This window comes from Pseudomonas sp. TWI923 (genome assembly GCF_039673365.1).
Taxonomy (GTDB): domain Bacteria; phylum Pseudomonadota; class Gammaproteobacteria; order Pseudomonadales; family Pseudomonadaceae; genus Aquipseudomonas; species Aquipseudomonas sichuanensis.
In genome coordinates, this window is the sequence record NZ_JBDJLM010000009.1 from 81,766 (window position 1) to 104,878 (window position 23,113).

General features: G+C 61.9%; 19 protein-coding genes. 9 read left to right on the top strand and 10 right to left on the bottom strand.

Annotated elements, in window-relative coordinates:
* Positions 1 to 38: 38 nt before the first annotated feature.
* Genes yidC through rpmH form a run of 4 tightly spaced genes read right to left on the bottom strand, consistent with a single transcriptional unit; the run spans position 39 to position 2,514 of the window.
* On the bottom strand, positions 39 to 1,721 hold the full coding sequence (yidC, locus tag ABE459_RS06585) for a membrane protein insertase YidC (protein ID WP_323831206.1): 1,683 nt from the start codon (positions 1,719 to 1,721) through the stop codon (positions 39 to 41).
* Positions 1,722 to 1,723: 2 nt separating this feature from the next.
* Complete coding sequence (gene yidD, locus ABE459_RS06590) at positions 1,724 to 1,969, bottom strand: membrane protein insertion efficiency factor YidD (protein ID WP_101322785.1); 246 nt, start codon at positions 1,967 to 1,969, stop codon at positions 1,724 to 1,726.
* Positions 1,962 to 2,366 (bottom strand): ribonuclease P protein component, encoded by a 405-nt coding sequence (gene rnpA / locus ABE459_RS06595; RefSeq protein ID WP_125466272.1) that lies wholly within the window; start codon positions 2,364 to 2,366, stop codon positions 1,962 to 1,964. The genes yidD and rnpA overlap by 8 nt, the downstream gene beginning before the upstream one ends.
* 13 nt (positions 2,367 to 2,379) lie before the next feature.
* Entirely contained in the window at positions 2,380 to 2,514 is a 135-nt protein-coding gene (gene rpmH, locus ABE459_RS06600) for a 50S ribosomal protein L34 (protein WP_003253163.1), read from the bottom strand.
* A gap of 585 nt (positions 2,515 to 3,099) precedes the next feature.
* Here rpmH and dnaA point away from each other — a divergent pair.
* From dnaA to gyrB, 4 genes are read left to right on the top strand one after another with little or no spacing between them, the layout of a single operon-like run.
* The gene (dnaA, locus tag ABE459_RS06605) at positions 3,100 to 4,632 is read left to right on the top strand and encodes a chromosomal replication initiator protein DnaA (protein WP_323831207.1); all 1,533 of its coding nucleotides are present in this window, start codon (positions 3,100 to 3,102) and stop codon (positions 4,630 to 4,632) included.
* Positions 4,633 to 4,672: 40 nt separating this feature from the next.
* The gene (gene dnaN, locus ABE459_RS06610) at positions 4,673 to 5,776 is read left to right on the top strand and encodes a DNA polymerase III subunit beta (protein ID WP_110994060.1); all 1,104 of its coding nucleotides are present in this window, start codon (positions 4,673 to 4,675) and stop codon (positions 5,774 to 5,776) included.
* Between the two features lie 15 nt (positions 5,777 to 5,791).
* Positions 5,792 to 6,895 carry a DNA replication/repair protein RecF gene (recF, locus tag ABE459_RS06615; protein WP_125462020.1) on the top strand — a complete coding sequence of 368 codons (1,104 nt, stop codon included), beginning with the start codon at positions 5,792 to 5,794 and terminating at the stop codon, positions 6,893 to 6,895.
* Between the two features lie 4 nt (positions 6,896 to 6,899).
* The gene (gene gyrB, locus ABE459_RS06620) at positions 6,900 to 9,320 is read left to right on the top strand and encodes a DNA topoisomerase (ATP-hydrolyzing) subunit B (protein WP_125462021.1); all 2,421 of its coding nucleotides are present in this window, start codon (positions 6,900 to 6,902) and stop codon (positions 9,318 to 9,320) included.
* Between the two features lie 116 nt (positions 9,321 to 9,436).
* On the opposite strand, the gene ABE459_RS06625 is transcribed toward gyrB, so the two are convergent.
* The gene (locus tag ABE459_RS06625) at positions 9,437 to 10,735 is read right to left on the bottom strand and encodes a sigma 54-interacting transcriptional regulator (protein WP_323831208.1); all 1,299 of its coding nucleotides are present in this window, start codon (positions 10,733 to 10,735) and stop codon (positions 9,437 to 9,439) included.
* A gap of 246 nt (positions 10,736 to 10,981) precedes the next feature.
* On the opposite strand from ABE459_RS06625, the gene ABE459_RS06630 reads away from it, so the two are divergent.
* Genes ABE459_RS06630 through ABE459_RS06640 form a run of 3 tightly spaced genes read left to right on the top strand, consistent with a single transcriptional unit; the run spans position 10,982 to position 14,002 of the window.
* Positions 10,982 to 11,866: an MBL fold metallo-hydrolase gene (locus tag ABE459_RS06630; RefSeq protein WP_125462023.1), complete on the top strand. Its 885-nt coding sequence runs from the start codon at positions 10,982 to 10,984 to the stop codon at positions 11,864 to 11,866.
* 40 nt (positions 11,867 to 11,906) lie between these two features.
* Entirely contained in the window at positions 11,907 to 13,187 is a 1,281-nt protein-coding gene (locus tag ABE459_RS06635; RefSeq protein ID WP_125462024.1) for an FAD/NAD(P)-binding oxidoreductase, read from the top strand.
* On the top strand, positions 13,184 to 14,002 hold the full coding sequence (locus ABE459_RS06640; protein ID WP_125856984.1) for a sulfite exporter TauE/SafE family protein: 819 nt from the start codon (positions 13,184 to 13,186) through the stop codon (positions 14,000 to 14,002). The genes ABE459_RS06635 and ABE459_RS06640 overlap by 4 nt, the downstream gene beginning before the upstream one ends.
* On the opposite strand, the gene ABE459_RS06645 is transcribed toward ABE459_RS06640, so the two are convergent.
* Entirely contained in the window at positions 13,991 to 14,878 is an 888-nt protein-coding gene (locus ABE459_RS06645) for a LysR family transcriptional regulator (RefSeq protein ID WP_110994068.1), read from the bottom strand. The genes ABE459_RS06640 and ABE459_RS06645 overlap by 12 nt on opposite strands.
* Before the next feature lie 239 nt (positions 14,879 to 15,117).
* On the opposite strand from ABE459_RS06645, the gene ABE459_RS06650 reads away from it, so the two are divergent.
* Together ABE459_RS06650 and ABE459_RS06655 are read left to right on the top strand one after the other, a co-directional pair.
* Positions 15,118 to 16,767 (top strand): GMC family oxidoreductase N-terminal domain-containing protein, encoded by a 1,650-nt coding sequence (locus tag ABE459_RS06650; RefSeq protein WP_323831209.1) that lies wholly within the window; start codon positions 15,118 to 15,120, stop codon positions 16,765 to 16,767.
* Between the two features lie 97 nt (positions 16,768 to 16,864).
* Positions 16,865 to 18,484, top strand: coding sequence for an MFS transporter (locus tag ABE459_RS06655; protein ID WP_323831210.1), 1,620 nt, complete (start codon positions 16,865 to 16,867; stop codon positions 18,482 to 18,484).
* Between the two features lie 265 nt (positions 18,485 to 18,749).
* Here ABE459_RS06655 and ABE459_RS06660 read toward each other — a convergent pair whose 3' ends face one another.
* The 4 genes from ABE459_RS06660 to glyQ form a co-directional block, all read right to left on the bottom strand.
* A complete protein-coding gene (locus ABE459_RS06660; RefSeq protein ID WP_125462029.1) occupies positions 18,750 to 19,520 on the bottom strand; it encodes a lysophospholipid acyltransferase family protein in 771 nt (256 codons plus the stop codon).
* Between the two features lie 62 nt (positions 19,521 to 19,582).
* Positions 19,583 to 20,110 (bottom strand): D-glycero-beta-D-manno-heptose 1,7-bisphosphate 7-phosphatase, encoded by a 528-nt coding sequence (gmhB, locus tag ABE459_RS06665; RefSeq protein ID WP_125462030.1) that lies wholly within the window; start codon positions 20,108 to 20,110, stop codon positions 19,583 to 19,585.
* 3 nt (positions 20,111 to 20,113) lie between these two features.
* Positions 20,114 to 22,165 carry a glycine--tRNA ligase subunit beta gene (gene glyS, locus ABE459_RS06670; RefSeq protein ID WP_125856988.1) on the bottom strand — a complete coding sequence of 684 codons (2,052 nt, stop codon included), beginning with the start codon at positions 22,163 to 22,165 and terminating at the stop codon, positions 20,114 to 20,116.
* On the bottom strand, positions 22,162 to 23,109 hold the full coding sequence (glyQ, locus tag ABE459_RS06675; RefSeq protein ID WP_027592054.1) for a glycine--tRNA ligase subunit alpha: 948 nt from the start codon (positions 23,107 to 23,109) through the stop codon (positions 22,162 to 22,164). Before glyQ ends, glyS begins: the two co-directional genes overlap by 4 nt.
* Positions 23,110 to 23,113: the final 4 nt, after the last annotated feature.

Below are 23,113 nucleotides of genomic sequence, written 5' to 3' on the forward strand. Positions count from 1 at the left end.
AGGGGGCGTTTTTATTCACAGGCTAGCGTAGCGGCCTGTCAAGCGGCTGCGTTTTTGGTCGCGGCCTCGATACGGCGAGTGATGTACCACTGCTGGCTGATCGACAGGCAGTTGTTCACAACCCAGTACAGCACCAGACCAGCTGGGAACCACAGGAAGAAGAAGGTGAAGATGATCGGCATCATTTTCATCACCTTGGCCTGCATCGGATCCGGCGGCGTCGGGTTCAGGCGCTGCTGGATGAACATGGTCGCGCCCATGATGATCGGCAGGATGAAGAACGGATCCTTGATCGACAGGTCGGTGATCCACAGCAGCCATGGGGCCTGGCGCATCTCGACGCTTTCCAGCAGTACCCAGTACAGGGCCAGGAACACCGGCATCTGCACCAGGATCGGCAGGCAGCCGCCCAGCGGGTTGATCTTCTCTTTCTTGTACAGCTCCATCATCGCCTGGGACATCTTCTGGCGATCGTCACCGAAGCGTTCCTTCAGTGCGGCAAGCTTCGGCGCCACGGCACGCATGCGCGCCATCGAGCGATAGCTGGCAGCCGACAGCGGGAAGAACAGGCCCTTGATGAGCATGGTCAGGACGATGATCGACCAGCCCCAGTTACCCAGCAGGCTGTGGATATGTTGCAGCAGCCAGAAGATCGGCTGGGCAATGAACCACAGGAAGCCGTAGTCGACGGTCAGTTCCAGGCCTGGGGACAACTCTTTGAGCTTGGACTGGATCTTCGGGCCGGCGTACAGCATGGCGCTGGTTTCGGCCTTGCCGCCAGCAGGAACGCTGAGTGCCGGGCCGGTGTAACCGATGATGTAGTTGCCCTGGCTGTCCTTGCGGGTCTGGACGGCGTTGTTGTCGCTCTTGGCCGGGATCCAGGCGGTCACGAAGTAGTGCTGCAGCCAGGCTACCCAGCCGCCGGTCACATTTTCTTTCAAACTGCCCTTGTCGATGTCTTTCATCGACACTTTCTTGTACGGCTCGGCAGCTGTCCACAGGGCGGCGCCCAGGTACGTAGCGGTGCCGGTGGCAGTACTCGACGACGGGTCGCCGCTGGCATCGCGCTTGAGCTGGGCAAACAGGTTGCCGTTCCACGCCTGGCCGCTCTGGTTGTCGATCAGGTAGCTGACGGTCAGGTCGTACTCACCGCGCTTGAGGCTGAAGCGCTTGATGTAGTTGACGCCGTTCTCGCTGAACTTCAGGTCGACTACCAGTTGATCCTGGCCGTCGGCCAGCTGGAAGCTCTTCTGCTCCGCGGCATACAGCGGGCGACCGGTGGAGCGGGCATCCGGGCCGTTGGCGCCGGTCAAGCCGCTTTGCGCCAGGTAGACACGCTCGCCACCGTTGTCGAACAGCTGGAACGGGATGTCCGGATGGTCCTGGCGGCGTGGGTATTTCGGCAGGGTCAGCTGGACAATGTCACCACCGACCGGGTCGATAGCCAGGTCCAGGACGTCGGTCTTGACCCGGATCAGGTCCTTGCTCAGTGCAACCGGAGCAAGTTCCGCAGGGCTGGATTCAGCATTGGCGCTCGGCACATCGGCGCTGGCGCCGGCGGTTCCGGCCGGGACGGTATCCGGCAGGGCCGGGGCAGCAGTGCTGGCAGCAGTATTCTGAGTCGGCAGGGCAGCCTGGCCGTAGTCCTGGTTCCATTTCAGGACCATGACGTAGGACACGATTGCCAGGGCGACGATCAGGATCGTGCGTTTAATATCCATGATTACTCGGCTATCGAAGAAGTTCGGGAGGAAGGAGCTGGTGGAACGGGATCGAAACCGCCGTCGTTCCACGGATTACAACGCCCCAGGCGACGAACGGCCAGCCACCCACCACGCAAGAGGCCATGATTTTCGATGGCTTCGTATGCGTAACAGGAACAGCTGGGATAGAAACGACAGTGACTGGCCATCAGTGGGCTGATGGCGTAACGGTAGAACTGGATCGGAACGAGGGCCAGTTTACGCATTGTGACTGTCTACCCCTGCGGGATTGGCGTTGACCGCTGGAGAGGGCCGACTGCGAGCCAGTCGCTTCCAGAGCTTGCCAAAGTGTTGGTGCAATTCTGGGTTTTCCACTTCGCCCAACCCCTTGCGCGCGACGATCACGATATCCAAACCCGCCAACATCTGCTGGTTCAGGCGGAACGAATCGCGCATCAGGCGTTTCAGGCGATTGCGTTGAACGGCGAGCTTGACGCTCTTTTTGCCGATCACCAGGCCGAGGCGTGGGTGATCGAGGCCGTTCTCGCGGGCAAGGATAAGCAGGTTTTTCCCTGGAACCTTGCCGGTTGGGGAGTCGAAGACCGCTTTGAAGTGCCGGGGTGTAAGCAGTCGCTTTTCCCGACTGAAGTCCTGACTCACCACCTGTGCCGAAAAATCAAATGGCCAGACGCTTACGGCCTTTGGCACGACGACGCGACAGAACGGCGCGGCCGTTCTTGGTGGCCATACGGGCACGGAAACCGTGGGTGCGTGCGCGCTTGATGGTGCTTGGTTGGAAAGTACGTTTCATGGCGTGTTACCTGGGTTGGTCGACAACGGGCCGGAAGGGCCCCCTTTTTAAGAGATCGGCGATTCTAGAGAAAGCAAGCCCATAGGTCAATTTCCAACCAGTCATTCCTTAATGAAGGGTGCCCAGTGGTCAGCGCTCAGACCTGGTTGAAAGACGGGCTGCATACCAACGCCCAAAATGTAAAAAAAAAGAAAGGCATATAAAAAGCTTTTCTGAAGAACTTATAGATCTTAAGTGGATAACCTTCTGTGGATAACACCTCACAGCCCACTATTTGCAAGCTGTACAGAGATTTGAAACCTTGTCGGTAACAGGTGTCTTGTCTGTGCCGGGCCTGCGTAAAACCTGTGCAGCAAAAGACCATTTATCCACAGGTGAATTATCCACAGGCTAGGACCCAGGGTTGTGCATAGCCCTCATATGGCGTTATCCACAGGGCTTATTCACACCGCAAGGTGATGTTTTGGTCGGATTTTGGCTTATTCACTGGGTCTGCATAGGGCCTCATATGTGGATAACTGACCGCCCGCCCGGTACAATGGCGGTTTGTTTTGCCTCATCCGGCTTTCAACTCAGGGGATATCCGTGTCAGTGGAACTTTGGCAGCAGTGCGTGGAGCTTCTGCGCGATGAACTGCCTGCCCAGCAATTCAACACCTGGATCCGTCCGCTACAGGTCGAAGCCGAAGGCGACGAGTTGCGCGTCTACGCGCCCAACCGCTTCGTGCTCGATTGGGTCAATGAAAAGTACCTGGGTCGTCTGCTCGAGCTGTTGGGCGAACACGGCAACGGCATTGCGCCGGCGCTTTCCTTATTAATAGGTAGCCGTCGTAGTTCTGCTGCGCGGGCTGCCCCGAATGCGCCGGTGAGCGCTGCCGTCGCCGCGACCTTGGCACAGCAGGCTCAGGTTCAGCCTGCCGCACCGATCGTGATGCCGAGCGAGCCGGTCATGGCGCCGGTGGCCGAGCCGCTTACCAGCGATATCGAAGAGTCCGCTTCGCGCAACAGCTTCGACAGCATGGCTGAGCCCAGCGCGGCGCCCGCAGCAACGGGCCGCACCGAACAACGTACGGTGCAGGTCGAAGGCGCGCTCAAGCACACCAGCTACCTGAACCGCACCTTCACCTTCGAGACCTTCGTGGAAGGTAAGTCGAACCAGTTGGCCCGTGCGGCTGCCTGGCAGGTCGCGGACAACCCCAAGCATGGCTACAACCCACTGTTCCTGTATGGCGGTGTCGGCCTGGGTAAAACGCACTTGATGCATGCTGTGGGTAACCACCTGCTGAAGAAGAACCCGAATGCCAAGGTCGTCTACCTGCATTCCGAGCGCTTCGTCGCCGACATGGTCAAAGCCCTGCAGCTGAACGCGATCAACGAATTCAAACGTTTTTACCGCTCGGTCGATGCGCTGCTGATCGACGACATCCAGTTCTTCGCCCGCAAGGAGCGTTCGCAGGAAGAGTTTTTCCACACCTTCAACGCCCTGCTCGAGGGCGGTCAGCAGGTGATTCTCACCAGTGACCGCTACCCGAAGGAGATCGAAGGCCTGGAAGAGCGCCTGAAGTCGCGCTTCGGTTGGGGCCTGACGGTGGCTGTCGAGCCGCCGGAGCTGGAAACCCGAGTGGCGATCCTGATGAAGAAGGCCGACCAGGCCAAGGTCGAGCTGCCGCACGATGCCGCGTTCTTCATCGCCCAGCGCATCCGTTCCAACGTACGTGAACTCGAAGGTGCCTTGAAGCGGGTGATCGCTCACTCGCACTTCATGGGCCGCGATATCACCATCGAGCTGATTCGTGAATCGCTCAAGGATCTGCTGGCGCTGCAGGACAAACTGGTGAGTGTGGATAACATCCAGCGCACCGTGGCCGAGTACTACAAGATCAAGATCTCCGATCTGCTGTCCAAGCGCCGTTCGCGCTCTGTAGCGCGCCCGCGCCAGGTGGCCATGGCCCTGTCGAAGGAGCTGACCAACCACAGCTTGCCGGAGATCGGCGACATGTTTGGCGGCCGCGACCATACCACCGTGCTGCACGCCTGCCGCAAGATCAACGAATTGAAGGAATCCGACGCGGACATCCGCGAGGACTACAAGAACCTGCTGCGCACACTGACGACCTGATGACCGTCTGCGTAGCTAATTGAAGGCAAGGGACTAGACCATGCATTTCACCATTCAACGCGAAGCCCTGTTGAAACCCCTGCAACTGGTCGCAGGCGTCGTCGAGCGCCGCCAGACCTTGCCGGTCCTGTCCAACGTCCTGCTGGTCGTACAAGGCCAGCAGCTGTCGTTGACCGGTACCGACCTGGAAGTCGAACTGGTTGGCCGCGTTCAGCTGGAAGAGCCTGCCGAGCCGGGCGAGATCACTGTCCCGGCGCGCAAGCTGATGGACATCTGCAAGAGCCTGCCCAGCGATGTGCTGATCGACATCAAGGTCGACGAGCAGAAGCTGCTGGTCAAGGCCGGCCGCAGCCGCTTCACCCTGTCCACCCTGCCCGCCAATGACTTCCCGACCGTGGAAGAAGGCCCGGGCTCGCTCACCTGCAACCTGGAACAGAGCAAGCTGCGCCGCCTCATCGAGCGCACCAGCTTCGCCATGGCCCAGCAAGATGTGCGCTACTACCTCAACGGCATGCTGCTGGAAGTGTCGACCGACACCCTGCGCGCGGTAGCCACCGATGGCCACCGCCTGGCCCTGTGCGCCATGCAGGCGCCGATCGGCCAGGCCGAGCGTCACCAGGTCATCGTGCCTCGCAAAGGTATCCTTGAGCTGGCGCGCCTGCTCACCGACCCGGAAGGCATGGTCAGCATCGTCCTTGGCCAGCACCATATTCGCGCGACCACCGGTGAGTTCACCTTCACCTCCAAGCTGGTCGACGGCAAGTTCCCGGACTACGAGCGCGTGTTGCCAAAAGGCGGCGACAAGCTGGTGGTTGGCGATCGTCAGGCTCTGCGTGAGGCGTTCAGCCGTACCGCGATCCTGTCGAACGAAAAGTACCGTGGTATTCGCCTGCAACTCGCGGCTGGCCAACTGAAGATCCAGGCCAACAACCCTGAGCAGGAAGAAGCGGAAGAAGAGATCAGCGTCGACTACAACGGCAGCTCGTTGGAGATCGGTTTCAACGTCAGCTACCTGCTGGACGTGCTGGGTGTCATGACCACTGAACAGGTGCGCCTGATTTTGTCGGACTCCAACAGCAGCGCCCTGGTACAGGAAGCCGGCAATGATGACTCGTCCTACGTTGTCATGCCGATGCGTCTGTAACTCGTAGCAGGCGAAATGTCCCTTCTACGCCTTTCGGTCACCGCGGTGCGCAACCTGCACCCGGTGACCCTCTCACCCTCCCCCCGCATCAACATCCTGTACGGCGACAATGGCAGCGGCAAAACCAGCGTGCTCGAAGCCGTGCATTTGCTTGGGCTGGCGCGCTCGTTCCGTAGCACGCGGCTGAACCCGGTCATTCAGTACGAACAGCCCACCTGTACGGTCTTTGGCCAGGTAGAACTGGCTGAAGGTGGCACAAGTAACCTGGGTGTTTCTCGCGAACGCCAAGGTGATTTCACCATCCGTATTGACGGGCAGAACGCACGCAGTGCTGCGCAGCTCGCCGAAATGCTGCCCTTGCAATTGATCAACCCTGACAGTTTCAGGTTGCTCGAAGGTGCTCCCAAGGTACGCCGGCAGTTCCTCGACTGGGGCGTGTTCCACGTGGAACCACGCTTCATGGCCACCTGGCAACGTCTGCAGAAGGCCCTGCGGCAGCGGAACTCATGGCTGCGGCATGGTACACTTGACGCCGTTTCGCAAGCCGCCTGGGATCGGGAGTTGTGTCTCGCCAGTGCGGAGATAGATGAATACCGTCGCAACTATATCAAGGCCTTGAAGCCCGTCTTCGAGCGAACCCTGAGCGAACTGGTCGAGCTGGAAGGGTTGACCCTGAGCTACTACCGAGGCTGGGACAAGGACCGGGAACTCAACGAAGTCCTCGCTACCTCTCTCCTTCGTGATCAGCAGATGGGCCATACCCAGGCTGGGCCACAGCGTGCTGATCTGCGCCTTCGATTGGGGGCAAACAACGCTGCCGACATCCTTTCGCGCGGGCAGCAGAAGCTGGTTGTCTGCGCCCTGCGAATTGCTCAGGGCCATCTGGTTAGCCAGGTTCGTCGCGGTCAGTGTATTTATCTGGTGGATGACTTGCCGTCCGAACTGGACGAGCAGCACCGCCGCGCCCTGTGCCGCTTGCTTGAAGAATTGAACTGCCAGGTGTTCATCACCTGTGTAGACCACGAATTTCTGAGGGAAGGCTGGCAAACGGAAACGCCAGTCGCTTTGTTCCACGTGGAACAGGGCCGTATCACCCAGACCCACGACCATCGGGAGTGAAGGCATGAGCGAAAATCAAACGTACGACTCCTCCAGCATTAAAGTGCTGAAAGGGCTGGATGCCGTACGCAAGCGTCCCGGCATGTACATTGGCGACACCGATGACGGCAGCGGCCTGCACCACATGGTATTCGAGGTGGTCGACAACTCCATCGACGAGGCCCTGGCCGGGCACTGCGATGACATCACCGTCATCATTCACACCGACGAATCCATCAGTGTCCGCGACAACGGCCGCGGTATCCCGGTCGATGTGCACAAAGAAGAAGGCGTGTCGGCAGCCGAAGTCATCATGACTGTGCTGCACGCCGGCGGTAAGTTCGATGACAACTCCTACAAGGTTTCCGGCGGTCTGCACGGTGTAGGTGTTTCCGTGGTGAACGCGCTGTCCGAGAAGCTGGTGCTCACCGTTCGCCGCAGCGGCAAGATCTGGGAGCAGACCTACGTTCATGGTGTGCCACAGGCACCGATGGCCGTGGTTGGTGAAAGCGAAACCACCGGTACCCACATCCACTTCAAGCCTTCGGCTGAAACCTTCAAGAACATCCACTTCAGCTGGGACATCCTCGCCAAGCGTATCCGCGAACTGTCCTTCCTGAACTCCGGCGTTGGCATCCTGCTCAAGGATGAACGCAGCGGCAAGGAAGAGTTCTTCAAATACGAAGGCGGCCTGCGCGCATTCGTCGAGTACCTGAACACCAACAAGACCCCGGTCAACTCCCAGGTCTTCCACTTCAACGTCCAGCGTGACGATGGTGTCGGTGTCGAAGTCGCCCTGCAGTGGAACGACAGCTTCAACGAAAACCTGCTGTGCTTCACCAACAACATCCCGCAGCGCGATGGCGGTACCCACCTGGTCGGCTTCCGTTCCTCGCTCACCCGTAGCCTCAACAGCTACATCGAGCAGGAAGGCCTGGCCAAAAAGAACAAGGTCGCCACCACCGGTGACGATGCCCGCGAAGGCCTGACCGCGATTATTTCGGTCAAGGTGCCGGACCCCAAGTTCAGCTCGCAGACCAAGGACAAGCTGGTTTCCTCGGAGGTGAAAACCGCCGTGGAACAGGAGATGAACAAGTACTTCGCTGACTTCCTGTTGGAAAACCCCAACGAAGCCAAGGCCGTTGTCGGCAAGATGATCGACGCTGCCCGTGCCCGTGAAGCCGCGCGCAAGGCCCGTGAGATGACCCGCCGCAAAGGCGCGCTGGACATCGCCGGCCTGCCGGGCAAACTGGCCGACTGCCAGGAGAAGGACCCTGCCCTCTCCGAACTGTACCTGGTGGAGGGTGACTCCGCAGGTGGTTCGGCCAAGCAAGGCCGCAACCGTCGCACCCAGGCGATCCTGCCGCTCAAGGGCAAGATCCTCAACGTCGAGAAAGCCCGCTTCGACAAGATGATCTCGTCGCAAGAAGTCGGTACCTTGATCACCGCCCTGGGCTGTGGCATCGGCCGCGAAGAGTACAACATCGACAAGTTGCGCTATCACAACATCATCATCATGACCGATGCTGACGTCGACGGTTCGCACATCCGTACCCTGCTGCTGACCTTCTTCTTCCGTCAGCTGCCAGAGCTGGTGGAGCGTGGCTACATCTATATCGCCCAGCCGCCGCTTTACAAGGTGAAGAAAGGTAAGCAGGAGCAGTACATCAAGGACGACGAGGCCATGGAAGAGTACATGACCCAGTCGGCCCTGGAAGATGCCAGCCTGCATCTGGACGAGTCGGCACCTGCCGTTTCGGGCGTACAGCTCGAATCGCTGGTGAACGATTTCCGCGCCGTGATGAAGACACTGAAGCGCCTGTCGCGCCTGTACCCGGAAGAGCTGACCGAGCACTTCATCTACCTGCCAAAAGTCACCCTCGAGCAACTGGCTGACAAGGCACAGATGGACGAGTGGCTGAAAGCTTTCCAGCTGCGCCTGGACAACAGCCAGCGCTCCGGCTTGGCGTACAAGGCTGCCTTGCACGAAGACAAGGAACGCAATATCTGGCTGCCCGTGGTGGAAACCACCTCTCACGGCCTGGCCAGCTACGTGACCTTCAACCGTGATTTCTTCGGCAGCAATGACTACCGCAGCGTCGTCACCCTCGGTGAAAACCTCAGCACCTTGTTGGGTGAGGGTGCCTACGTCAAGCGTGGCGAGCGTCGCAAGTCGGTCACCGAGTTCAAGGAAGCGCTCGACTGGCTGATGAACGAAAGCACCAAGCGCCACACTATCCAGCGATACAAAGGGCTGGGTGAGATGAACCCTGACCAGCTGTGGGAAACCACCATGGACCCAACCGTGCGCCGCATGCTCAAGGTGACCATTGAAGATGCGATCGCCGCTGACCAGCTGTTCAACACCTTGATGGGTGATGCGGTCGAACCGCGTCGTGAGTTCATTGAGAGCAACGCGCTGTCGGTGTCCAACCTGGACTTCTGATCCAGCTGGCTGCGCGATATCCGAAAAGGCCAACCCATTTGGGTTGGCCTTTTTCGTTCCCCGTGGAACAGGATCCTACGGCTCTGATTCCTGGAGAGTGTTCCACGTGGAACGCTTCAAAGTCCCAAGGCTTTGAGACGCCGATAAAGCGTACGTTCGCTAATGCCCAGATGCGCTGCGAGTTCGCTTCTAGACCCCCTGAAAGTTTCCAGCGCATGGGCCAACTGCGGCATTTCATGTTTCCCGCGACCACGCAAAGCCTTGTGATCGACCACCGGATGGAGGCCCTCGGGAAGATGCTCGGGGCGTATCAGACCGTCATCGGCGAACAGGCGAGCCCGCTCCAGGATATTTCGCAGCTCGCGAATATTGCCGGGGAAGCTATGCAGGCTGAGTCGTTCAAGCGCCTGAGCAGTGACCTTTGGGGACTGCTTGCCCGCCATCCTTTGCAACAGGCTTTCACAGAGCAAAGGCAAGTCTTCAGCCCGCTCGCGCAAGGCCGGTAACCGTATCGGGAAACCGCTGATGCGGTAATACAGGTCTTCTCGGAAGGTGCCATTAGCAGCCATGTCCTTGAGTGGCTTGTGGGTTGCCGAGACCAAACGAAAATCCGAATGCACCGTGCGCGTGCTGCCGACCGGGCGGAAACTGCCGGACTCGATCAAGCGCAGCAGTTTCACCTGCATGGCCAGCGGCACTTCGCCGATTTCGTCAAGGAACAGGGTGCCGCCATGGGCCGCTTCAGCCAGGCCGATCTTGCGTTGAGTAGCGCCGGTGAAAGCGCCCTTCTCATAGCCAAACAATTCGCTCTCGAACAAAGACTCGGTCAAACCCGTACAGTCCACCACTACCAACGGCCCGTTGGCTCGGGGGCTTCCCAGGTGCAACGCGCGGGCGAACAGCTCCTTGCCCGTACCAGACTCACCTTGCAGCAATACCGGGATTTGCGCCGGCGCCGCCCGTTGCAAGCTGGCGACCGCTGCCTTGAAGGCCGTTGCGCGACCCACCAGGCCCTGTTCCTGCGGTTGTGCCGACGCCAGGGTGACGCTGGTGAGGCGCTCGACGAAGGCCACCACCCTGCCCTGATCGTCGAGGATCGGCCTCAGTTCCACATCCACATGTTCCGGTCCGCGAGGCGTGTGGTGGATGTGCAGCACGCGCTCGGGGACTTTGCTGTCCAGCGATTTGCGCAGCGGGCAGTGCTCACCGGCCTGGTCGCAGGGCACTGCGTAGTGGTGCGAGACCCGGTGGCATTTCTCGCCCACAGGCGCATGATCGTTGCTGCCGAACTGACGTCGGTAAGCAGCATTGGCGGCAAGGATGTTGTAGTCGGTGTCCAGGATGATGCTTGGCAGCACATCGTGTTCGAGGTAGGACACCAGCGCGAGAATCGCGGGATGGGAAGCGGCAAGCATGACAGCACCAGATAAAAGACCCGCCGAGCGTAGCAAGGACTGCCAATCACTGCCATTGGCTGACAGTCGACTGCCAGCAACTGTCACCTTTGGCGGTTGGATACGGCGCTGTCGCGCAGCCTGCGCCGGCGCAAGGCCGCAGTTACGGGGCAGCGCGCCCATCAGAAAGGCATGGCATGCAACTTGATAAAGCACCGTTCACTGCCTAAGCCTTCAAGGAGGCACGGTGGATAACTGGAGAGCGCAATGATCATCGGCAACAACCTTCATGTTGAAGCATTCTTCGACAAGACCACCTCGACCATCAGTTACCTGGTGATGGACGGCGAGACTCGCCAGTGTGCGTTGATCGACAGCGTGCTCGACTACGACCCCAAGTCCGGACGTACCTGCACGGCTTCTGCGGACCAGCTGATTGCCCGGGTGAATGAGTTGGGCGCCAAGGTTCAGTGGATCCTGGAAACCCACGTGCATGCCGACCACTTGTCTGCGGCGGCCTACCTCAAGGAGAAACTTGGCGGCCACACCGGCATCGGTGCGCAGATCACCCAGGTGCAGAAAGTGTTCGGCACCCTGTTCAACGCCGAGCCCGGGTTCGCCCGCGACGGCAGCCAGTTCGATGTGCTGTTCGTCGATGAGGAAGGTTTTCGCATCGGCAACCTGCATGCCCGCGCCCTGCACACCCCCGGGCATACGCCGGCCTGCATGAGCTACATGGTGCAGGACGCCGGCGAGACCGCCGTGTTCGTTGGCGACACCCTGTTCACGCCCGACTACGGCACTGCCCGTTGCGACTTCCCCGGCGCCAGCGCGACAACCTTGTACCAGTCGATCCGTCGGCTGCTGGCCTTCCCTGACCAGACGCAGTTGTTCATGTGCCACGACTACCTGCCGGGCGGCCGTGAGCTGCGCTACGTCACCACGGTGGCCGAGCAACGTGCCGACAACATTCATATTCATGAAGGCGTCAGCCAGGACAGCTTCGTGGCGATGCGCGAAGCCCGTGACAAGACCCTCGACATGCCTGTGCTGATCCTGCCATCGGTACAGATCAACATGCGCAGCGGCCAGTATCCCGAGCCCGAGGATAACGGCGTGAGCTACCTGAAGATCCCGCTGAACAAGCTGTAAAGCGCATCACCTACATAACGAGATTCCAAGGAACACCGCCATGCCTGCCTTGCTGTCCCCTGCCGATTCATCCCCTGCCGACCACCACAAAGTGGTGATCGTCGGTGCCGGTGCCGCCGGTATCGCCACCGCCTCGAGCTTGATCGCCCGCGACCCGTCACTGGATATCGCCTTGATCGACCCCGCCGATGTGCACTACTACCAGCCTGGCTGGACCATGGTCGGCGCCGGTGTGTTCAAGGCACCGAGCACCGCCCACACCATGGCCGCCACCCTGCCCCGTGGCGTGCGCTGGATCAAGGCGCGGGTCGAAGGTTTCGACCCGCATGGGCAACTGGTCATGCTCGAAGGTGGTCGAGCCGTAAGTTACGAACAGCTGGTGGTGTGCCCGGGCCTCAAGCTCGACTGGAGCGCCATCGAAGGCTTGAGCGAGACACTCGGGCGCAACGGTGTCACGTCCAACTACCGCTACGACCTGGCGCCCTACACCTGGGAGCTGGTGCAGACGCTCAAGCAAGGCCGTGCCCTGTTCACCCAGCCGCCGATGCCGATCAAATGCGCGGGTGCGCCGCAAAAGGCCCTGTACCTGTCGTGCGATCACTGGTTGCGCAATGGCCGGCTCGGCAATGTCAGGGCCAGCTTCTTCAACGCGGGCGCCGTGCTGTTCGGTGTGCCGGACTACGTGCCGGCCTTGATGAGCTACATCGACAAGTACGGCGTCGACCTCAACTATCAGCATCGCCTGACGGCGGTAGATGGCCCGAACAAACGCGCCACGTTCGTGCGCACACTGCCGGATGGCAGCAGCGAAACCCGCGTCGAGGCCTTCGACATGCTGCACGTGGTGCCGCCGCAAGTGGCGCCGGACTTCATCCGCCAGAGCCCGCTGGCCGATGCCGCTGGCTGGGTGGATGTCGACCCGCACACCCTGCGCCACCGCCAGTTCGGCAATATCCACGCCTTGGGCGACGTGGCCAACACCAGCAACGCCAAGACCGCCGCCGCTGCCCGCAAGCAGGCACCGGTGGTGGCCAACAACGTACTGGTGGCCCTTGGGCGCCTGCCGACCTTGGCGCAATACGACGGCTATGGTTCCTGCCCGCTGACAGTGGAGCGCGGCAAGATCGTCCTTGCCGAGTTCACCTATGGCGGCAAGGTGGCGCCGAGCTTCCCGCGCTGGTTGCTCGACGGGCGCAAGCCGACCCGCCTGGCCTGGCTGTTGAAAGCGCAGATCCTGCCGCCGCTGTACTGGAAGGCCATGCTCAAGGGCCGTGAATGGATGGCGCGGCCACAGCCGCTGGTGGTCGAGGCGCAGCAGTGATCGAACAGCAGCTGCTGGGCGCCGGGCTCGGCGCAATCATTGGCGCGGTGCTGGCATTGACCGGCGCCGGTGGCGGCATCCTTGCGGTGCCGCTGCTGGTCTTCGGCTTGGGCCTGAGCATGGTCGAGGCGGCACCGATCGGCCTGCTCGCCGTTGGCCTGGCGGCGGCGGTGGGCGCCCTGCTCGGCTTGCGCGAAGGGCTGGTACGTTATCGCGCCGCCCTGTTCATCGCCCTGATCGGCATCGTCGCCTCGCCCTTTGGCCTGATGCTCGCGCATCAATTGCCCAATACACCCTTGGCCCTGGTGTTCGCCGGGGTACTGGTTTACGCCTGCCTGCGCATCTGGCGCAAGGCGGCCCGGCAACTGCGCGGCGAAGCCAATGACGCCCATCGTTTCATCGAGCCCTGCGTGCTCAACCCCTTGCAGGGCCGCTTGCGCTGGACCCTGCCCTGCGCCAGGGCCCTGGCCTTTACTGGGCTGATGTCGGGGTTGCTGTCCGGCCTGCTGGGCGTGGGCGGTGGTTTCGTGATCATCCCGGCATTGAACCGCTACACCAACCTGCGCATGACCAGCATCGTCGCCACCTCGCTGGCCGTGATCGCCCTGGTGTCCACCGGTAGCGTGGTGAGCGCCAGCGTGGCCGGAGTGATGCACTGGCAGGTGGGGGTGCCCTTCGCCATCGGTGCGGTCATCGGCCTGCTGCTGGCGCGGCCGCTCGCCGCCCGCATCGCCGGCCCACGCCTGCAGCAGCTTTTCGCTGTGGCGGGCTGGGCGGCCGCGTTGCTGCTGGCCGGCAAGGCGCTACTCGGCTAGCAGCTCATCCTGCTCGGCGGCGCACAGCGCCAGCAGGTAATCCCACACCACCCGCAGGCGCACCGACTTGTGCAGTTCGCGGCGGGTGCAGATCCAGTAGCTGCGCTGGATGGTTTCGCTGGGCAGCACCCGCACCAGCTTCGGGTCGTGGCGGGCCATGTAGTTGGGCAGCACGGCAATGCCCAGCCCGGCTTGGGCGGCGTGCTGCTGGGCGATCACGCTGGTGCTGCGAAATGCCACATTGGGTGTGCGGCAGAAACTGTTGAGGAACAGCAGTTCCTGGCTGAACAACAAGTCGTCGACGTAACCGATCCAGCTGTGCCGGGCCAGGTCTTCACGGTTGCGCAAGGGCGGCGCGCGGTCCAGGTAGGCTTGGCTGGCGTACAGCGCCAGGCGGTAGTCGGTGAGCTTGCGGGTGATCAGCAGGTCGGCGTTGGGGCGCTCCAGATGGATGCTGATTTCGGCCTCGCGGTTGAGGATGCTGACGAAGCGCGGCACCGCTACCAGCTCCACTTCCAGCCCCGGGTAGCGTTCGAACAACGCGTTCATGCGCGGGGTGAAGAACATGATGCCGATGCCTTCGGTGACCCCCAGGCGAATCTTGCCCAAGGGGGTGATGGCCTGGGTGATTTCCTCCTGCGCCAGCAGGGCGACGTTCTCCATGGCCTCGGCGTGCTTGAGCAGTGCCTGGCCGGAGGGGGTGAGGTCGTAGCCTTGGGCGTGCTGGACGAACAGCGCCGTGCCCAGGCTTTTCTCGATACTCTCGATATGCCGGGCAACGGTGCTGTGGGTGGTGTTGAGGCGCTTGGCGGCGGTCAGCAGCCGGCCACTGCGCTGCAACTCAAGGAAAAACCGCAGATCGTTCCAGTCGAACATGCTGATCCCTTTGGCTGTTCGTACTGGCCTCTTCGCGGGTAAACCCGCTCCCACAGGTGTTGCGCAGTTGCTGACAGCTGCGCTGGATCTGTGGGAGCGGGTTTACCCGCGAAGAGGCCGGCTCAGACAAACCGTTGTGCTAAAACGCACAACGGCTGCGCAAAATCTCGTGTTTCCTCGGCGAAATTAATCAATAAGATGGACCGGGACAAGAATAATAATCAGGCGCGAGGTTGCACATGCCATCAGCCGATTCTGTCTACGACTACGTGGTCGTGGGTGCCGGGCCCGCCGGTTGCCTGCTGGCCAACCGTCTGTCCGCCGACCCTGCCTGCCGCGTCCTGCTGCTGGAAGCCGGTGGTCGCGACAACTATCCCTGGATTCACATCCCCGTCGGTTATCTCTACTGCATCGGCAACCCCCGCACAGACTGGTGCTTCAAGACCGAGGCGCAACCCGGCCTGAACGGCCGCGCCCTGGGTTATCCACGGGGCAAGGTGCTCGGCGGCTGTTCCTCGATCAACGGCATGATTTACATGCGCGGCCAGGCTGCCGACTACGACCGTTGGGCCGAGCAAGGCAACGACGGCTGGGCATGGAAGGACGTGCTGCCGTTGTTCAAGCAAAGCGAAAACCACTTCGCCGGCGCCAGCGACAGCCATGGCGGTGACGGCGAATGGCGGGTCGAACAGCAGCGCTACAGCTGGCCGATCCTTGATGCCTTCCGTGATGCCGCCGAGCAGAGTGGCATCGCCAAGGTCGACGACTTCAACACCGGCGACAACGCCGGCTGTGGATACTTTCAGGTCAACCAGCGCCGCGGTGTGCGCTGGAACTCGGCCAAGGCTTTCCTCAAACCCATCCTCAAACGGCCCAATTTGACCGTATTGACCGGCGTCGAGGTCGATCAGGTGCTGCTCAACAACACCCGGGCCCGGGCGGTGAAAGCGCGTTGGCAAGGCGCGTGGCATGAGTTCGGCGCACGCCGGGAAATCATTCTTTGCGCAGGCTCCGTGGGTTCACCCGGCATCCTGCAGCGCTCAGGTATCGGCCCGCGCAAGCTGCTCGAAGGGCTGGGCATCGGCGTGCGGCACGACATGCCCGGCGTCGGCGGTAACCTGCAGGACCACCTGCAACTGCGGCTGATCTATCAGATCGACAACACCCGTACCCTCAACCAAATGGCCAACAGCCTGTGGGGCAAGCTGGGCATGGGCCTGCGTTACGCCTATGACCGCAGCGGCCCGCTGGCCATGGCGCCGAGCCAGCTGGGGGCATTCGTGCGTTCTGGCCCGGAGCAGGCCAGCGCCAACCTGCAGTATCACGTGCAGCCACTATCACTGGAGCGCTTCGGTGAGCCGCTGCATCGCTTCCCGGCCTTCACCGCCTCGGTGTGCAACCTGCGCCCGGTCAGCCGTGGGCGTATTGATATCCGCTCGGCGGACATGCACGCCGCACCCGTGATCGACCCCAACTACCTCAGTGCGCCCGAAGACCTGCAGGTGGCGGCAGATGCCATCCGCATGACCCGGCGCATCGTCCAGGCCCCTGCCCTGGCCGCCTTCGCCCCCCGCGAATACCTGCCTGGCCCCGCCCTGCAGAGTGAAGAAGACCTGCACCAGGCCGCCGGCCAGATCGGTACCACCATCTTTCACCCGGTGGGCACCTGCCGCATGGGCAATGGCGCGCTGGACGTTGTGGATAACCAGCTGCGCGTGTACGGCATTCCCGGCCTGCGCGTGGCCGACGCTTCGATCATGCCGCAGATCGTCTCCGGCAATACCTGTTCACCTACGTTGATGATCGCCGAGAAGGCGGCGCAACTGATCCTCAAGGGGGCCCGTACCCAGACCAACCTCAGCGACTCCAGCGCGATACCGACGCCCTGACCCGGGTGTTTGCAACAGCGACGGCGCGTGGTCGGAGGCCGTCGGCAGTGGAACAACAAGAATAATCACTGTGGCCCTCGGGCCGAGGACAGCAACGATGTCGGACTACATCCAGGAACAGGGGGCGGCGGCGAGCAGCTCCAGCGGTCGTGAAGAACGCAAGATCATTTTCGCGTCATCCCTCGGGACGGTGTTCGAGTGGTATGACTTTTTTCTCTATGGCGCGCTGGCCGCGGTCATCAGCAAGCAGTTCTTTGCTGGGGTCAACGACACCACCGCCTTCATCTTCGCCCTGATGGCCTTCGCCGCCGGCTTCCTGGTGCGCCCGTTCGGCGCCCTGGTGTTTGGTCGGCTGGGTGACATGATCGGGCGCAAGTACACCTTCCTGGTGACCATCGTGCTGATGGGCCTGTCGACCTTCGCGGTCGGCCTGCTGCCCACCTACGCCAGTATTGGTATTGCCGCACCGATCATCCTGGTGATACTGCGCATGCTCCAGGGCCTGGCCCTGGGCGGGGAATACGGCGGCGCCGCCACCTATGTGGCCGAGCACGCGCCGCACGGCAAGCGTGGTTTCCACACCGGCTTCATCCAGTCCACCGCCACCCTCGGCCTGCTGCTGTCGCTGACCGTGGTGCTGGCCAGCCGCTATATCAGCGGCGACCAGTTCGAGACCTGGGGCTGGCGCCTGCCGTTCCTGCTGTCGATCTTCCTGCTGGCGATCTCCACCTGGATCCGCATGAGCATGCATGAATCGCCAGCCTTCGTGAAAATGAAGGCCCAGGGCAAGGTGAGCAAGTCGCCGATTCGTGAGTCGTTCACCTCGTGGCCCAACCTCAAGGTGGTGCTGACCGCGCTGTTCAGCATCAACGCCGGGCAAGCGGTGACCTTCTATACCGCACAGTTCTACGTGCTGTTCTTCATGACCCAGATGCTCAAGATGGACCCGGCGCAAGCCAACACCCTGTTGATCATCAGCGTGATCATCGGCGCGCCGTTCTTCGTGTTCTTCGGCTGGCTGTCGGACCGCGTCGGGCGCAAGCCGATCCTGATGCTCGGCCTGCTGCTGGCCACCCTGTGCTACTTCCCGATGTTCAAGGCCCTGAGCCATTACGCCAACCCGCAGATCGACGCCGCCAGCCGCCAGGCCCCGATCGTGGTGAATGCCAACCCACAGGGCTGCACCTTCCAGTTCGACCCGGTGGGCAAGGCGCGCTTCGACAGCCCGTGCGACAAGGTCAAGACCTTCCTGGTCAAGCAGGGCCTGCCCTACAGCTCGGTTGACACCGCGGGCAGTGATGTTTCGGTGAGCATCGGCGACAAGACCATCAACGGCTTCGACGAAGCAGCCATGCGCAGCGCCATCGAGGCGGCCGGCTACCCGGCCAAGGCCGATCCCGCCCAGGTGAACCAGGTGATGGTAGTGGTGCTGATTGTCGCCATGATCCTGATTGCCACCATGACCTATGGGCCGCTGGCGGCGGTGATGGTCGAGTTGTTCCCTACCCGCATCCGCTACACCTCGATGTCCCTGCCCTATCACATCGGCAATGGCTGGTTCGGTGGCTTCCTGCCGACGGTATCGTTCGCGCTGGTGGTGTACACCGGGGATATCTTCTACGGGCTGTGGTACCCGGTTTTGATCACCGGGGTGAGCCTGGTGGTGGGGATTTTCTGCCTGAAAGAAACCAAGGATGTGGATATCGATAAGGTCTGAGTTTTTCACTGGGGCCTTCGCGGGTAAACCCGCTCCCACAAGTTCACGCGATACCGCTGTGGGAGCGGGTTTACCCGCGAAGAAGCCAGCAGCGATTTCAGCCCATAAAAAAACCGGCGTAAAAGCCGGTTTTTTTATAGCGCGAAAAAACTTATGCACGATTCTCGCAAAAACGTCATACAGAGAAATAAATAGCTAATTCAATCACTTAGCATCTATTTCAGACGACTCATGCAAAACTTGCTAACAAGTTATCCACAGATCGTCAGGCCGGCTGCTGCTCCGGATTTTCAGCCACTGGCGGCAGCGACCCCATGGCCCGTTGGGCCGCTTCGTTCCAGGCCTGGGCACGGTCGTTGAGCTCGGCAATGGCGCGTGGCCCGGTGCCGACCGCATACATCGGTTCGCCAATCACCACCTCGATGGTGCCCGAGCGCTTGCCCCAGCCTTCACGGGGCCAGAACTTGCCGGCGTTGTGGGCAACCGGCAGCACCGGTAGGCCCGCGTTCACCGCCAGGGCGGTACCGCCGCGGGAGAACTTGCCGATCTGGCCGTGAGGCACGCGGGTGCCTTCGGGGAAGATCAGCACCCAGGTGCCCTGCTTGAGCAGCTCGTCGCCTTGGCTGGCGACCTGGCGCAGGGCCTCTTTCGGGTTCTTGCGGTCGATGGCGATCGGCCGCAGCATGGCCATGGCCCAGCCGAAGAACGGCACGTACAGCAACTCACGCTTGAGCACCTGGCTCAGCGGCGAGAAATAGGCCGACAGGAAGAACGTCTCCCAGGTGCTCTGGTGGTTCGACAGGATCACGCAGGGCACCTTCGGTACGTTCTCGGCACCGGTGATCTTGTAATCGATGCCCAGGATCGTACGCACCAGGAACAGCGCGCAGCGGCACCAGTACACGTTGATGAACCGATAGCGCTTGGCGAACGGCAAGAACGGTGCAACGAAGAAGCTCAGCGAGCACCACAGCAGCGAACTGGTGCCCAACAGCAGGTAAAAAAGAAAGATTCTGATCGCCTGCAGGATCGACATAGTGGCATGTACCGTTGCGGGGCAGGCCCGCCTTAGGACAACGCGCCGCTGGGGCGCGCCGTTTAAATGAGTTGTCTGGCGATGGCGGCCAGATCGTCAAAAATCAGTGTGTTCTGCGGGATGCCTTTTTCAAGCGTCCGCTCACCCTTGCCGGTTTTCACCAGCACCGGTTGTGCATCGACGGCCAGCGCCGCCTCCAGGTCACCTTTGCTGTCACCGACGAACCAAACATCGGTCAGTGGCACCTGGTAGTGCTCGGCAATCGCCCGCAGCATGCCGGGCTTGGGCTTGCGGCATTCGCAGCCCTCGTCCGGCCCATGCGGGCAGTGCACGATATAGCCCACCTCGCCGCCCTGCTCGGCCACCAGTGCGCGCAGGCGCGCATGCATGGCCTCGAGAGTTGCCAGCGAGTAATAGCCGCGGGCAATGCCGGACTGGTTGGTGGCCACGGCCACCGTCCAGCCGGCCTTGCTCAACTGCGCGATGGCCTCGATCGAGCCGGGAATGGGGATCCACTCGTCCAGCGACTTGATGTAGGCGTCGGAGTCGTGATTGATCACCCCGTCACGATCGAGAATCAGCAGTTTCAAGGCTTACCCCAGCAGCGAAATGTCGGCAACGCCCAGGAACAGGCCGCGCAGGCGGCTGAGCAGGGCATAACGGTTGGCACGCACCTTGGCATCTTCGGCGTTGACCAGCACCGCCTCGAAGAAGGCGTCGACCGGGTCGCGCAGGGCGGCCAGGCGGGCCAGCGCTTCGTTGTACTGACGCGCGGCCGCCATCGGTTGCACGGCCTGGTCGGCCTGCTGGATGGCCGAGTACAGCGAGAACTCGTTGGCGTTGTCGAAGTACTTCGGCTCGACCTGGTCGGCGATGGCGCCTTCGGCCTTGCTCAGCAGGTTCGACACGCGCTTGTTCGCCGCCGCCAGGGCACCGGCTTCCGGCAGCTTGCGGAACGCCTGCACGGCCTGCACGCGCTGGTCGAAGTCCAGGGCGGAGCCCGGCTTCAGGGCACGCACCGACAGGTAGGTGGCAACGTCGATGCCTTCGTCTTCATAGCGCGCACGCAGGCGGTCGAAGATGAACTCCAGCACCTGCTCGGACAGGCCGGCGGCCTTGACCTTGGCACCGAACTGCTTGACCGCGAACTCGACCGCGCTGGTCAGGTCCAGGTCCAGTTGTTTCTCGATCAGGATGCGCAGCACGCCGAGGGCGGCACGGCGCAGGGCGTACGGGTCCTTGCTGCCGGTGGGCAGCATGCCGATGCCGAAGATGCCGACCAGAGTGTCGAGCTTGTCGGCGATGGCCACGGCAGCACCGGTGAGGGTCTGCGGCAGCTCGGCGCCAGCACCGCGCGGCATGTACTGCTCGTTCAGGGCCAGGGCGACGTCTTCTGGCTCGCCATCGTTGAGGGCGTAGTAGTAGCCGGCGATGCCCTGCATCTCAGGGAATTCGCCAACCATTTCCGAGGCCAGGTCGCACTTGGACAGCAGGCCGGCGCGGCCGGCGTTGGCGGCGCTGCCGCCGAGGTACGGGGCAATGAAAGCGGCCAGCTTGGAGACGCGCTCGGCTTTGTCGAACACGGTGCCCAGCTGAGCCTGGAACACCACGTTCTTCAGGCGTTCGTTGAAGCTTTCCAGAGGCTGCTTCTTGTCCTGCTTGAAGAAGAACTCGGCGTCGGTCAGGCGCGGGCGCACGACCTTTTCGTTACCTTGCACGATCTGCTTCGGATCGCGGCTCTCGACGTTGGCCACGGTGATGAAGCGCGGCAGCAGCTTGCCTTCGTTGTCCAGCAGGCAGAAGTACTTCTGGTTGTCCTGCATGGTGGTGATCAGGGCTTCCTGCGGCACTTCGAGGAAACGCTCCTCGAACGAGCACACCAGCGGCACCGGCCACTCGACCAGCGCGGTCACTTCGTCCAGCAGCGCCGGCGGCACGATCGCGGTGCCTTCCTGCTGCATGGCCAGTTCGGCGGTGCGCTTGCTGATCAGCTCGCGACGCTCGGCGAAGTCGGCCAGCACGTAGGCTTTGCGCAGGTCTTCGACGTAGTTGGCCGGGGTGGTGATGACCACGGTCTCAGGGTGGTGGAAGCGGTGGCCACGGGATTCACGGCCGGCTTTTTGCGCGAGGATGGTGCAGTCAACGACCTGATCGCCCAGCAGCATCACCAGCCACTGGGTCGGGCGCACGAATTCTTCACGGCTGGCGCCCCAGCGCATGCGCTTGGGAATCGGCAGGTCGTTGAGCGAGTCTTCGACGATGGTCGGCAGCAGGCTGGCGGTCGCCTTGCCCGGGATGTGCTGGGAGAAGCGCAGCTTCGCGCCGCTCTGGTCGATGTCCGACAGCTCCACACCGCACTTCTTGGCAAAGCCCAGGGCGGCCTGGGTCGGCTCGCCGTCCTTGAAAGCAGCCTGCATGGGTGGGCCATCGATGTTGATGCTGCGGTCTGGCTGCTGCACGTCGAGCTGGCGGATCAGCACGGCCAGGCGGCGCGGCGCGGCGTAGACCTGCTTGGCGGTGTAGTTCAGGCCGGCGGCCTGCAGGCCTTTCTCGATACCGGCGAGGAAGGCGTCGCCCAGCGACGACAGGGCCTTGGGTGGCAGCTCTTCGGTGCCCAGTTCAACCAGGAAATCTTGAGCACTCATTGTGCAGCCTCCAGCTTAGCCAACACTTCGTCACGCAGTTCAGGGGTGGCCATCGGGAAGCCCAGGCGTGCGCGGGCTTGCAGATAGCTTTGCGCCACGTCACGGGCGAGCGTGCGTACACGCAGGATGTAGCGCTGGCGCTCGGTTACCGAGATGGCGCGGCGGGCGTCCAGCAGGTTGAAGGTGTGCGAGGCCTTCAGGACCATTTCATAGGTCGGCAGCGGCAGCTCCAGCTTGATCAGGCGGTTCGCTTCGCTTTCATAGAAGTCGAACAGTTCGAACAGCTTCTCGACGTTGGCGTGCTCGAAGTTGTAGGTCGACTGCTCCACTTCGTTCTGGTGGAACACGTCGCCATAGGTGACCTTGCCGAACGGGCCGTCGGCCCACACCAGGTCGTAGACCGAGTCCACGCCCTGGATGTACATGGCCAGGCGCTCCAGGCCGTAGGTGATTTCACCGGTGACCGGGTAGCACTCGATGCCGCCGACCTGCTGGAAGTAGGTGAACTGGGTCACCTCCATGCCGTTCAGCCAGATTTCCCAGCCCAGGCCCCAGGCGCCGAGGGTTGGCGATTCCCAGTTGTCTTCGACGAAGCGAATGTCGTGAACCAGTGGGTCCAGGCCGATGGCTTTCAGCGAGCCCAGATACAGCTCCTGGAAGTTCGCCGGGTTCGGCTTGAGCACCACCTGGAACTGGTAGTAGTGCTGCAGGCGGTTGGGGTTTTCGCCATACCGCCCGTCGGCAGGGCGACGGCTAGGCTGCACATAGGCGGCGTTCCAGGTTTCCGGGCCGACGGCGCGCAGGAACGTGGCGGTATGGAAAGTGCCGGCGCCTACTTCCATATCGTAGGGCTGAAGCACCACACAACCTTGAGCTGCCCAGTAGTTCTGCAGGGCGAGGATCAGGTCTTGGAAGGTACGCACGGCTGGCGTAGGCTGGCTCACGAAA